This is a genomic window from Ruegeria marisflavi, from assembly GCF_025673445.1.
In the GTDB taxonomy this organism is placed as follows: Bacteria; Pseudomonadota; Alphaproteobacteria; order Rhodobacterales; family Rhodobacteraceae; genus Ruegeria_B; species Ruegeria_B marisflavi.
On the sequence record NZ_JAOVQN010000022.1, the window covers coordinates 58,617 to 71,416 of the forward strand.

General features: G+C 58.4%; 11 protein-coding genes and 1 tRNA gene. 10 read left to right on the top strand and 2 right to left on the bottom strand.

Annotated features, from left to right (window positions below):
- The first annotated feature begins 84 nt into the window (after positions 1–84).
- The gene (acuI, locus tag OEZ49_RS18700; RefSeq protein WP_263389722.1) at positions 85–1,077 is read left to right on the top strand and encodes an acryloyl-CoA reductase; all 993 of its coding nucleotides are present in this window, start codon (positions 85–87) and stop codon (positions 1,075–1,077) included.
- Positions 1,078–1,125: 48 nt separating this feature from the next.
- Here acuI and OEZ49_RS18705 read toward each other — a convergent pair whose 3' ends face one another.
- Entirely contained in the window at positions 1,126–1,509 is a 384-nt protein-coding gene (locus OEZ49_RS18705) for a VOC family protein (RefSeq protein ID WP_263389723.1), read from the bottom strand.
- Positions 1,510–1,637: 128 nt separating this feature from the next.
- Here OEZ49_RS18705 and OEZ49_RS18710 point away from each other — a divergent pair, with 128 nt between their 5' ends.
- The 9 genes from OEZ49_RS18710 to OEZ49_RS18750 all read left to right on the top strand — a co-directional run bounded on the left by OEZ49_RS18710 (position 1,638) and on the right by OEZ49_RS18750 (position 11,628).
- Complete coding sequence (locus OEZ49_RS18710) at positions 1,638–2,861, top strand: aminotransferase class V-fold PLP-dependent enzyme (protein ID WP_263389724.1); 1,224 nt, start codon at positions 1,638–1,640, stop codon at positions 2,859–2,861.
- 47 nt (positions 2,862–2,908) lie between these two features.
- Positions 2,909–4,357 carry a cryptochrome/photolyase family protein gene (locus OEZ49_RS18715; RefSeq protein WP_263389725.1) on the top strand — a complete coding sequence of 483 codons (1,449 nt, stop codon included), beginning with the start codon at positions 2,909–2,911 and terminating at the stop codon, positions 4,355–4,357.
- Positions 4,358–4,407: 50 nt separating this feature from the next.
- Positions 4,408–5,622, top strand: a complete 1,215-nt coding sequence (locus tag OEZ49_RS18720) for an SAM-dependent methyltransferase (RefSeq protein ID WP_164132506.1) — start codon at positions 4,408–4,410, stop codon at positions 5,620–5,622.
- A gap of 12 nt (positions 5,623–5,634) precedes the next feature.
- Positions 5,635–6,075 carry a TrgA family protein gene (locus OEZ49_RS18725; protein WP_263389726.1) on the top strand — a complete coding sequence of 147 codons (441 nt, stop codon included), beginning with the start codon at positions 5,635–5,637 and terminating at the stop codon, positions 6,073–6,075.
- 31 nt (positions 6,076–6,106) lie between these two features.
- A complete protein-coding gene (locus OEZ49_RS18730; protein WP_263389727.1) occupies positions 6,107–7,222 on the top strand; it encodes an NUDIX domain-containing protein in 1,116 nt (371 codons plus the stop codon).
- Between the two features lie 74 nt (positions 7,223–7,296).
- Positions 7,297–8,331 (top strand): cysteine synthase A, encoded by a 1,035-nt coding sequence (locus OEZ49_RS18735; RefSeq protein WP_263389728.1) that lies wholly within the window; start codon positions 7,297–7,299, stop codon positions 8,329–8,331.
- 4 nt (positions 8,332–8,335) lie between these two features.
- On the top strand, positions 8,336–10,768 hold the full coding sequence (locus OEZ49_RS18740; RefSeq protein ID WP_263389736.1) for a DUF3772 domain-containing protein: 2,433 nt from the start codon (positions 8,336–8,338) through the stop codon (positions 10,766–10,768).
- Positions 10,758–11,480, top strand: coding sequence for an alanyl-tRNA editing protein (locus tag OEZ49_RS18745; RefSeq protein ID WP_263389729.1), 723 nt, complete (start codon positions 10,758–10,760; stop codon positions 11,478–11,480). Before OEZ49_RS18740 ends, OEZ49_RS18745 begins: the two co-directional genes overlap by 11 nt.
- Positions 11,481–11,538: 58 nt before the next feature.
- Positions 11,539–11,628: transfer RNA gene (locus tag OEZ49_RS18750), tRNA-Ser, on the top strand.
- Between the two features lie 262 nt (positions 11,629–11,890).
- Here OEZ49_RS18750 and OEZ49_RS18755 read toward each other — a convergent pair.
- Positions 11,891–12,648, bottom strand: a protein-coding gene (locus OEZ49_RS18755) for an IS5 family transposase (RefSeq protein WP_263389730.1) whose coding sequence is annotated in 2 segments (ribosomal slippage) — positions 11,891–12,330 and positions 12,330–12,648 — 759 coding nt in all. Because the reading frame shifts where the segments join, the coding sequence is not laid out codon by codon here.
- Positions 12,649–12,800 lie beyond the last annotated feature (152 nt).

Sequence of the window (12,800 nt, forward strand, 5' to 3'; positions counted from 1 at the left end):
TTGTCGGCCCCTGTTCGCGCTGCCAAACGAAATATGTGGTTATGAAATCGACGGCCCTGATTTGGGTCGCGGAAGGAGGAAAAGATGTTCAACGCACTGGTGGTCGAAAAGGACGAAGAAAGCGGCAAGACCCAGGCTGCGGTCAAACAGCTTGGGTTGGATGATCTGCCACAAGCCGAGGTCACGGTCGCGGTCGAGTATTCGACGGTCAACTACAAGGACGGTCTGTGCATTGGTCCCGGCGGTGGGCTGGTGCGCAAATATCCTCATATTCCTGGCATCGATCTTGCCGGAACGGTCGAAACCTCGTCGGATGCCCGGTACAAGCCCGGCGACAAGGTGGTTCTGACCGGTTGGCGCGTGGGCGAGGCCCATTGGGGAGGATACTCCCAAAAGGCTCGGGTCAAGGCCGACTGGTTGGTGCCGCTGCCAAAGGGGCTGGACACCCGGCAGGCGATGGCCGTGGGGACCGCAGGCTTTACCGCGATGCTGGCCGTCATGGCGCTGGAGGATCATGACCTGAAACCCGGACATGGACCGGTTCTGGTGACTGGCGCCGCGGGCGGCGTTGGTTCCGTGGCGACCGCCATTCTTGCCAACCTGGGCTACGAAGTGGCGGGTGTAACCGGGCGCCCTGAAACCGCCGACTACCTCAAATCTCTTGGTGCGACCACCATCGTGCCGCGCGAAGAGTTGAACGAAACGGTCAAGCGCCCGCTCGAGTCGGAAACCTGGGCAGGGTGCGTGGATGCCGTGGGCGGCGCCATGCTCGCGCGGGTTCTGGGCCAGATGAAGTACGGCGCCTCGGTGGCTGCGGTCGGTCTTGCAGGCGGCGCCGGCCTGCCGGCGACCGTGGTTCCCTTCCTGCTGCGCGGTGTCAACCTTCTGGGTATAGACAGCGTGATGCAACCCTATCCCAACAGGCTGCGTGCGTGGGAGCGTATCGCCTCGGATCTGCCGATGGACAAGCTGGAGGCGATGATAAAACCGGCCACCCTGGCAGACCTGCCGCAGCTCGCCGCCGATATCCTGAAGGGCCAGGTCAAGGGCCGTGTCGTTATCGACGTCAACGCCTGATCCGGTCGAGCCCCTTGGCCCCCGGCGGACTGCCGGGGGCCTTCTTTGTCACGCGGTTGTCGTTTCAAAAAAGCCGACGGAATTGCCGTCGGGGTCCTTGGCGTAGAAAAACCGCCCGGCCGGGATTGTGATTGCGGGTGAGATTACCTCGCCACCGGCTTGCGTCACACGGGACATAGTTTCTTCCAGTGCGCCCTCGGCGGCCAGATGCAACGTCGGGCCGCTGCCGTCGCCCGCCGGTGTACCGGGATAGAGATGCAGCGCCACTCCGGTTTCGGCGGCGGCAGGTTTGAATACCGCCATCGGATTGGGGCCACTGGTGTCGATCGTCAGTTCGGCGCCAGTGACCTTGGAATAGAACGCGACGCTGCGGTTCATGTCGGTCACGGGCAACTCTCCCCAGATCAGGAAATGCTCAGGCAGATAGCTCATCGGTTTACCTCATTGTTTTCGATAGGAACTTTATGGCCGAGTGTGGTGACAGTTTCTGACATCAGTACATGCCCTTGACCCCGGTCAAGCCAGCAGGCATCCATTTGCCATCACAAACGAGGGTCATGATGGCATTGGATATCGGCTTTGTTCGCAAGCAGTTCCCCGCATTTTCCGAGAAGGCACTGCACGGTCAGGCGTTTTTCGAGAACGCTGGAGGATCATTTACCTGTCAGCCCGTGATCGACCGCCTGACCCGATTTTACATCCAACGCAAGGTACAACCTTATGCGCCTTACGAGGCGAGCCGTTTGGCAGGCGCCGAGATGGACGAGGCGCGGATTAGGATGGCCGCAATCCTGGGAGTTGAGACCGACGAATTGAGCTTTGGTCCCTCAACCTCACAGAACACTTATGTCTTGGCCCAGGCGTTCCGCCAATGGGTGCAGACGGGCGAGGCGATCATTGTCACAAATCAGGATCACGAAGCCAATTCCGGTCCCTGGAGGCGTTTGGCCGAAGCGGGGATCGAGATCCGCGAATGGAAAATCGACCCGGACACAGGGCACCTGAACACCGACGATCTAGAGAATTTGCTAGACGAGAAAGTGCGCCTGGTCTGTTTCCCGCATTGTTCCAATGTGGTGGGCGAGATCAACTCGGTGACCGAAATCACCGCAATCGCCCATGCCGCCGGTGCCTTTGTCTGTGTTGACGGCGTGTCTTATGCGCCGCATGGCTTTCCGAATGTCGGAGAGTTGGGGCCCGATATCTACCTTTTCTCATCCTACAAGACCTATGGCCCGCACCAGGGGGTGATGGTGATCCGGCGCAATCTGGGGCAGATGTTGCCGAACCAGGGGCACTATTTCAACGGCGATGTCCTATACAAGCGTTTTACTCCAGCAGGTCCCGATCACGCCCAGGTCGCCGCAAGCGCGGGCATGGCCGATTATGTTGACCTGTTGGCAGCGCACCACGGGTGTGATGCCACTGGCCCGACGCAAAGGGCGGCTTTTGTTCATGACCTGATGCGGGACTATGAGGTGGAACTGCTGCAACCATTGCTTGATGCAGTTGCCGATCGCAATTCGGTCCGTCTTCTCGGCCCGGACAAGGCCGAGCTGCGCGCACCGACGGTGGCGCTGGCGTTGAACCGCCCGGCCGAGCCGGTCGCGGCCGAGTTGGCGAAATACGGCGTGATGGCGGGTGGCGGCGATTTTTATGCCGTGCGGGCCTTGCAGGGGATGGGTATCGATCCAAACCAGGGTGTTCTCCGGCTGAGCTTTACCCACTACACCGCAAAATCTGAAATCGACCAGCTTTTGCAGGCTCTTGACCGGGTTTTGTGATCCAGAAACAGGCCAGCCCCGTATTCTGAAAAAGACCGGGGCAGCCTATGACCAATTCAGACAGTCCGATTATCTTCTGGTTTCGCCGTGATCTGAGGATCACGGACAATCCCGGCTTTCACGCGGCTTGCGCGACCGGACGCCCGGTGGTACCCGTATTCCTTCATGACGAAGGGGTTGAACGGCTTGGTGCCGCGCCCAAGTTTCGACTTGGGCTGGGCATCGCAGCTTTTGCTGCCGAGCTTGAGAGGCTGGGAAGCGCGCTGATCCTTCGTCGAGGACCCGCGTTGCAGGCGCTTCAGTCGCTGGTCGAAGAAATCGGCGCCGGTGCTGTCTGGTGGTCGCGGGGATATGATCCTGTTTCTGTCACGCGGGATGCAGGTGTGAAGTCGTGGTTCAAAGACCATGATGTCGATGCCCGCTCGTTTGCGGGGCATTTGTTGTTCGAACCGTGGAATGTAAAGACCGGCGCCGGGGGATACTACAAGGTTTATTCGCCGTTCTGGCGGGCTGTCTGCCAGCAGGATGTCGGTCCGGCCCTGCCGGCCCCTTTGCGTTTGGCAAAACCGTCCCACTGGCCGAATTCCGATGCACTGAGTTCATGGCACATGGACGCGCAAATGAACCGCGCGGTCCCGATTGTGACAAGATACCAATCACCTGGCGAAGCAGCGGCTCTCGCAAAACTGGATCTGTTCATCTCTGACCGCATCAACGACTATAAGAAAAATAGGGATTTTCCGGCCTTGGATGCCACATCGGACTTGTCCGAGCATTTCAGCCTTGGCGAGCTTAGCCCTCGGATCGCGTGGCATCGGGCGCAGGAGGCGGTTCGCGTGGGTTCTGCGGGAGCGGAGCATTTCCTCAAGGAGCTGGTTTGGCGTGAATTTGCTTATCACCTGATGTTCAACAGCCCCCATATTCTGGATCGGAACTGGCGGGTGGAATGGGATGATTTTCCTTGGTCGGCAGACGAAACCAATCCGGACTTCGTTCGCTGGTGCCGGGGACAAACCGGGGTCCCAATGGTCGATGCCGCAATGCGCGAGATGTATGTGACCGGACGAATGCACAACAGGGCCCGTATGATTTCCGCAAGTTACCTGACCAAGCACCTGATGGTGCATTGGAAACTTGGCATGGACTGGTTCGCGGACTGCCTGACCGACTGGGATCCGGCCGCAAATGCCATGGGCTGGCAATGGGTTGCCGGTTCCGGGCCGGATGCCGCCCCTTATTTCCGGGTGTTCAACCCTGAAACCCAGGCCGGCAAATTCGATCCCGACCGCGCATATATTGACCGTTGGATCGCCCAGCGACAGGAACACCCGATGCACACGGCATTGGAATTCTTCGATGCGGTTCCCCGCAGTTGGGGTTTGAACCCAGGCGGGATGTACCTATCGCCCGGTGTTTCGCTCGACTCGGGTAGAAAACGGGCGCTTGCTGCCTATTCCACAGCGTTTCCGCCGAGACCTGACGCAAAACTTGCCTGAATTCAGGTCTCGAATTAGCCTGTTTGGCAAACCGCAATGGGGAGAAGCGGATGATTTTGACATCGACAGACGGTCAGGAGAACCTGCCGCGGTATTTTCCGCAAGTCATGAAGATGTTGGGCAAGATGGAGGCGGGCCGCCTTGATATTGCCTTGCCCGACGGGCGCATCTTCCGTTCCGAGGGACCGAAGCCCGGTCCCGTGGCACAGGTCGATATACACGACCCGGATGTTTTCGCCCGCCTTATCCGCGAGGGCGAGCTGGGCTTTTGTGACGCCTACCTTGAAGAGGATTGGAGCACGCCGGATCTTCGGGCTTTTATGGACCTTGTGCATCAGGGTGACGAAACCGTGTATGACGGTTTTCCCGGACAGTTTCTGGCGCGGGCCTATGAGCGGTTGCGGTTCTGGCTCCAACGAAATCACAAGGAACAAGCCAAGAAGAACATTTCTTATCATTACGATCTGGGCAACGATTTCTATGCGCTCTGGCTGGATGAGACCATGACCTATTCCAGCGCATTGTTTGAAACCGGGCAAGAGAGTCTGGAAAAAGCGCAGACCGCCAAATACGCCAGTCTGATCGACGAGATGGGAGCCAAGCCGGGCGATCATGTTCTGGAGATCGGATGCGGCTGGGGCGGATTTGCAGAATATGCGGCAAAGGAAAGGGGCCTGCGGGTAACCGGCCTTACCATCAGCAAGGAGCAGTTGAAGTTCGCTCGGGAAAGGATTGAGAAAGCGGGGCTTTCCGACCTTGTTGATTTCAAGCTGCAAGACTATCGGGACGAGCGCGGCAGCTATGATGGTATCGCTTCGATCGAGATGTTCGAGGCAGTTGGCGAAAGATACTGGCCGACCTATTTCAACACTGTGCGCGACAGGTTGAAGCCAGGCGCGCGTGCTACGTTGCAGATCATCACCGTGGTGGACAAAAGGTGGGAAGTGTACCGCAACGGTGTGGACTTCATACAGAAGTACATTTTCCCGGGCGGTATGCTGCCTGCCCCCAAGATCCTGAGAGAGCAGTTCGCGCGCGCAGGGCTGGAGTTCGTGAATTCCAAGGAATTCGGCAAGAGTTACGACCTGACACTCAGGCGCTGGTACGAGACGTTCAACGAGAAATGGGACCATATCGCAGAATTGGGTTTCGACGATCGGTTCCGCCGCATGTGGAATTTCTATCTGACCTCCTGCGGCGCGGCCTTTGACTCGGGTACCTGCGATGTGACACAGGTAACAGTGGCAAGACCACAAAAAAGCTGAGTACACCTGTCCATGCCCACCGCAGCCCGTCTCGTCGCCGCCCTTTGCCTCGGCATTCTCGGATATCTGGTGTCAGAACTGATCAAGCCGCGCATGCCGGAAGGAACCGATTTCGGTTATTTCAATTTAGTTAACGTGGGCTTGGGTATTCTTTGCGGCTGGTTCATCATGGGGCCAAGAGCGGGCAAAGGTTTATCAGCAGCGATCACCAATGGGCTTACGGGCGTCGCATCTCTCGTTTTCTGGGGACTTTTTGTACAAGGTTGTTACGAGATGTTCCGATTGGCGATGCGGCATCGTTATGACGGTCCATTCGAAGCGTTGTTGGCGATCTTCGAGAAAAGTGTTGAATTCGGAGCGGTCTTGTTGGCCGCAAATATCATCTCGACATTGCTTGTTGGGGCGGTGATATCTGGTCTCGCAACCGAAAACGCCTGGCGGCGATGGCGTTAGATTCCCTGTTCATGACGGATGTATTCAGGCGGTGACCGACCTTTTCTTTTACGGCACTTTGCGATATCGGCCGCTTTTGGAACTGGTTCTGAGTGAACCTGGAGTTTCCCTCGACATGGTATCGGCGGATTTGCCGGATCATCAGGTTTACGAGGTTCAGGATCAGCCGTTTCCGATGATCTTGCCGGCGCCGGGTCAATCTGCAAGCGGTGTACTGGTTCGTGGTTTAACCGTGCGCCAAATTGAACGCCTGAACTACTATGAGGGTGGGTTTGACTACGACTTGCGGCCGATGACTTTTTACGTTTCCTCTGCTCAAGAAGTAGAGGCGCAGGTTTTCTTTCCAAAAGAAGGGGTATGGACACCCGGTGATGTTTGGAATCTTGATGCTTGGGCACGAGACTGGGGGGAGTTGACCTTGCACGCAGCAAGCGAAGTGATGGCGTTCTATGGTCGTCTTTCCCCCGCAGAGATCGCCAAAAACTTTCGTCCGATACGGGTAAGGGCCGCCGCACGGATTGCGGCCGCAGCCCGTACACCCAACCCGCATCATGACGTGGTCCGCGATGTCCTAGTCGAACAACATAATCGCGGATATCTTAACTATTTTGCCATGGATGATATTGTTTTGCGCCATCGCCGATACGATGGATCCATGAGCGACAGTCTCAACCGTGCTGCGTTGATGACTGGACAGGCTTCCGTCATCTTGCCTTATGACCCGCAGCGGGACCGGGTGTTGATTGTCGAGCAGTTTCGTGCACCCGTTTTCATGATCGGCGATCCGGCGCCTTGGATGTGGGAGGCGGTTGCCGGAATGATCGACCCGGGCGAGACGCCGGAACAGGCTGCCCTGCGCGAGCTTCGTGAAGAGGCTCATCTGGAGGCAAGGGCGTTGGAATCCGCTGGAAAAGCCTACTCCTCCAGTGGATCATCTGCGGAATTTGTACATCTCTTCGTTGCTTTGGCAGAAATAGTTGAAGAAATATCGGCGGGTGGTTTGCTTAGTGAAGGGGAGGATATCCGCAGTCGGATTCTCTCGTTTGATACCCTGATGGCGCTGATCGACAGGGAAGAGATCAAAGATTTGCCGTTGCTGTCATTGGCCCACTGGTTAGCCCGGCACCGCGAGCGTTTGCGCGGCTGATCACTGTTCCTCGCTTGAGGTTGAGACCGTGCAGGGCTACATCGGTTGCAACAGGACAAGTTTGTGAGGGCGACATGCGCATTGCACGCGATCTGGCCGAGGCCGTTGGACACACACCGCTGATCCGTCTGCGCCGGGTCAGCGAAATGACAGGATGTGAGATCCTGGGCAAAGCGGAGTTCATGAACCCCGGCCAGTCAGTTAAGGACCGCGCCGCGCTCTTTATTATCAAAGATGCAATCGCTCGTGGTGATCTCATGCCTGGAGGCACAATCGTCGAAGGTACTGCTGGAAATACCGGTATCGGACTAGCACTGGTCGGCGCCTCGATGGGGTTCAAGACGGTTATCGTTATCCCCGAGACGCAATCCGAGGAAAAAAAGGATATGTTGCGCCTCGCAGGTGCAGAACTGGTGCAGGTTCCGGCGGCACCGTATCGCAATCCCAACAACTTCGTTCACTATTCGCGCCGCTTGGCGGAGGAGCTGAACAAGTCGCTGCCCAATGGAGCCGTCTGGGCGAACCAGTTCGACAACATTGCCAACAAACAGGCCCATGTTGAAACCACCGGTCCCGAGATCTGGGAGCAGACCGGCGGCAAGGTCGACGGGTTCATCTGTGCCGTAGGTTCGGGGGGAACACTGGCAGGCGTCGCCGAAGCGCTTCAGCCGAAAGGCGTGAAGATCGGTTTGGCAGACCCGATGGGGGCTGCTCTTTACAGTTTTTACACCACGGGCGAACTGGCGATGGAGGGTGGCTCGATCGCCGAAGGCATCGGCCAGGTCCGCATCACCAAGAACCTCGAAGGCTTCAAACCGGATTTCGCCTGCCAGGTGCCCGATGCCGAGGCGCTGCCCTATATCTTTGACCTGCTGCGGCAAGAAGGGCTGGTGATGGGGGGCTCGACCGCGATCAATATCGCAGGGGCCGTGCGCATGGCGCGAGAGATGGGACCGGGTCATACCATCGTCACCATGCTCTGCGACTATGGCACCCGTTATCAGTCCAAACTGTTCAACCCGGATTTCCTGCGCGAAAAGAACCTGCCTGTGCCCGACTGGATGACGCGCGCGCCCAGTTCGATTCCCGGCGTGTTCGAGGACGTCTGACATGATGATGGGCCGGGTGTTGCGGTTGCTGTTGACCGCGTTTCTACTGCTGACAGCTACCACTCTTTCGGCCCAGCTGACCGATGAGAGCCGTGCCTATTACGAACGTTGGGTAAGCACGGCAGACCGGGCTGAAGAGGTCATCAAGGCGAACCGTGCTTCGCAGGCGGCTTTCGAGCAATTGCGAGCCGAGGTCAGGACTTACCGGGATACCTTCAACCGGGTACGGGGCGAGAACTCGGACCGGATCAAGACGCTGGAGGCTCAGATTGCGGCGCTTGGACCAAAACCGGCCGATGGAGAGACCGAGGCCGAGGATATCGCCCGGCTGCGCATTCATTTGAACGATCAATTGGCCAAGTTGACAGTCCCGCGCATCATCTCGGAAGAGGCCTATAGCCGCGCCAATGGTCTGATCAATGAGATCGACCGGATCGTCCGGGCGCGCGACACAAAGGAATTACTCAAACGCGGGCCGTCGCCGCTCAATCCCGAACACTGGCCCGACGCCTGGAAGGATATCAAACAGGCGATGACGGCGCTGTCCAACGAGGTCGCGTTCAACATGGGCTCGGACGTAGTGCGCGAACGGCTCAAGACCAACGGACCCGGCATTCTGCTCTTGTGCGTTGTTGGGCTTGTGTTCCTGGCCCGTGGGCGCAGATGGTCGGAACGGGCAGGCGATTTCCTGCGCTCGCTGGGCGGCTTAGGAACCGGAGTATGGTCGTTTGTTGTGTCGCTGCTCAGAATTCTGATTCCCTGGATCGGGGTCATGTTCCTGGTCCAGTCAGTGGAGATGATGGATATCACCGGTCTGCGCGGCGCTTTGTTGCTGGAGCAGGTGCCTTATTGGGCTGCGGCGGTCCTCTACTTCAACTGGATCGGGAGGCAGGTCTATCTGTTCAACGCCAGCAACGGTTTCCAGCATCTGAGCCAGTCCCAGGTGCGGGTGACGCGTCTGTGTGTCGATCTGCTCGCCGTGATGCTGGTGCTGCACGATCTGGTGGTGCTGTTCGACCGGTTGGAGAATATTTCCGAGCCCACGCGCGCCGTCACCGGTTTCCCGATAATCCTTATGACTGCACTGCTGTTGTTGCGGCTGCAGCGAGTGCGGGGTCAGGCGCAGGCCAAGGGCGGCACCGTAGACGGATCCGAGACCGGGCGAGGCGGAGCAGGGTTCAGCCGCATGGTCGGTTTCCTGCGTCGCGCGCTCTATCTGTTGGGGATAGCCTCGCCGCTGTTAGCGGTCGTCGGTTATAACAACGCGTCCGAAGCACTAATCTATCCGGCGGTCAAGACGCTGGCATTGATCGCGGCATTGGTCATACTGCAACGCTTCCTGACCAATGTTTATGGCTGGTTGACCCGCAAAGGGGACGAGGCGAGGGATTCACTTTTTTCCGTCATCCTCGGCTTCCTGTTGGCGATACTGGCGCTGCCGTTGCTGGCGCTCTACTGGGGCGCGCGCGAAGCGGAACTGACCGAGATTTGGTCGCGTATCATGATGGGGTTTGATATTGGCGGCGTGGTCATTTCTCCGTCGAACTTCCTGACTTTCGCGCTGGTCTTCGCCATCGGCTATACGGCGACTCGGCTGTTGCAGGGGGGCTTGCGCAATTCACTTCTGCCTAAGACGCGGCTCGACCCCGGTGGCCAGAACGCCATCGTCGCCGGCACAGGCTACCTCGGCATTTTTCTGGCGTCGCTCTTGGCTATCACCATGGCTGGGTTCGACCTGTCGTCGCTGGCCATCGTTGCTGGTGCGTTGTCGGTTGGTATCGGTTTTGGGCTTCAGACCATCGTGTCCAACTTTGTCTCGGGCATCATCCTGCTCATCGAGCGCCCAATCTCCAAGGGCGACTGGATCGACGTGAACGGGCAGATGGGCTATGTGCGCGACATTTCGGTCCGCTCGACCCGCATCGAAACCTTTGACCGCACCGACGTGATCATCCCGAACTCGGACCTGATCAGTGGCAGTGTCACCAACTATACCCGGGGCAACACCGTTGGCCGGGTGATCGTGCCAGTCGGCGTGGCCTACGGGACCGATACCCGCAAGGTCGAGGCGATCCTGCGAGAGATTGCCGAGGCGCATCCCATGGTGCTCGCCAACCCGTCGCCTAATGTGGTGTTCCAGCGCTTTGGAGCGGATTCACTGGATTTCGAGATCCGGGCTATCTTGCGCGATGTAAACTGGGCGTTGTCGGTGAAATCCGACATGAACCACGAGATCAACCGCCGGTTCGCCGACGAAGGGATCGAAATACCCTTTGCCCAACGTGATGTCTGGTTGCGCAATCCCGAAACGCTGACCGGGGGCGCCGCAGCAACGGCCATGGCGGCCATAGAGGTAGACGTTGATCGTCCGGCCTCGCAGCAACCGGCGACGCTTACCGAAGTGGACATGAATCAAGGATCCGACGATGAGAACTGAACCTCTCTTCATGGTTGACGCCTATCGCCGCCAAGCGGCGGCCCGGGTGTCCGGTCTTTCGGCCGAAGGTGGCGTGATCCTCGATCAGTCATTGTTCTATCCAACTGGTGGTGGCCAACCTGGCGATAGCGGACGGTTGATCTGGGATGGGGGAGACATGATCGTAACAACCACGGTCAAGGTGGGCGAGGGGGCTATTTCGGTGGTACCCGGTGAGGGCGCAGAGTTGCCGGATGTAGGCACCGAGGTTATGCAGCATCTCGACTGGGAACGGCGGCATGCTCACATGCGGGTCCACACTGCGCTGCATTTGTTATCGGTGGTTGTTCCGCTCGAGGTATCGGGCGGTGCCATTGCAGCGGACAAGGGGCGGCTCGATTTCAACATGCCAGAGGCGCCCGAAGACAAGGAGGCCCTGGAACAGGCGCTACAGGCGCTGATCGACCGCGATCTGCCGGTGACCGAAGACTGGATCACGGATGCCGAACTTGACGCCAATCCGGCCCTGGTCAAGACTATGTCGGTTTCGCCGCCGCGTGGCGGCGGGTGGGTTCGGTTGGTGCGGATCGGGCAGGGGGACGCGCAGGTCGATCTGCAACCCTGTGGCGGCACCCATGTCGCCCGTACTGGCGAGATCGGGCGCGTCCGGCTGGGCAAGATCGAAAAGAAGGGCCGTCAGAACCGCCGCGTCTATCTGCATCTAGACGGGTAGAGATAAAGGGAAAAACCCCCTTGCAAATCTTGGCGTGATAGTCGAAACACCCCGTCACGGACAGTTGGCCGAGTGGTCGAAGGCGCACGCCTGGAAAGTGTGTAGGCGGGGAACCGTCTCGAGGGTTCGAATCCCTCACTGTCCGCCATATATTATTGATAATATTAGATAATTCCAGGGTGGATTTAATTTACCCGCCAAAAAGCCCGCCAACTGTTTTGCGCTTGGATGCTATCAAGTGCGACAACTAGTTGCAGTAGCGGAGTAGCTTGTATTTTGCACTAAGGTCGCTTCCTCGCGCCACGGCCTCGCGTTCAGCACCTGCATACCTTCCCTTTGAGAATTTCGGGCAGTCCCTCGCGTGACCTTCAAAAACCTGAGTTTCCCCTAGGTTCCAGACTCATTGAATTTCAAAGCCAGAAGATGACCGCTGCGGCGAGAGCGATGGCGGACAAGAACACCTTTGGGCACCTGTCGTAACGGGTGGCAACGCGCCGCCAATCCTTGAGACGACCAAACATGATCTCGATACGGTTGCGTCGTTTGTACTTACGCTTGTCGTAGCGAACCGGCTTGTCACGCGACTTCCTGCCGGGGATGCAGGGTCGTATCCCCTTGTCTTTCAACGCGTCGCGAAACCAATCGGCATCGTATCCTCGGTCGGCAATCAGCCAGTCTGCTGCGGGAAGGCTGCTCAGGAGCGCCCTTGCGCCCGTGTAGTCGCTGACCTGACCGGCGGTCATGAAGAACCGAATGGGGCGGCCGATGGCGTCTGTGACGGCGTGCAACTTAGTGCTCATGCCACCCTTCGTGCGCCCGATCAGGCGTCCGCCTCCCCCTTTTTCACCGCAAGGCTCGATGCCGTGCGGTGGGCTTTCAAATAGGTTGCGTCGATCATGATCGCGGTGTGATCGGATTGCTCGGCGGCCAAACCTTCCATGATCCGGGCGAACACTCCCTTGTCGCTCCACCGCTTCCAGCGGTTGTAGAGCGTCTTCGGCGGACCATATTCCTTCGGGGCATCCGACCAACGCAAGCCATTGCGATTGATGAAGATAATCCCGCTCAGGACACGCTTGTCATCGACACGAGGCTTGCCGTGGCTCTTCGGAAAGTAGGGCTGAAGTCGCGCCACCTGCTCGTCTGTCAGCCAAAATAAGTTGCTCATCACGCCTCCTGAAGTTCAGGAGCTTGAATCAGCCCGGCGCGGCGACCGCAACCAAATTAATGGGTCCAGAGCCTAGTTTCGCTCTTGCAGCATTCCAATGCCGTGCTGATCGCGCTGCTCGCGCTGGCGGACCGGCTGGTCGTGGAGGATGT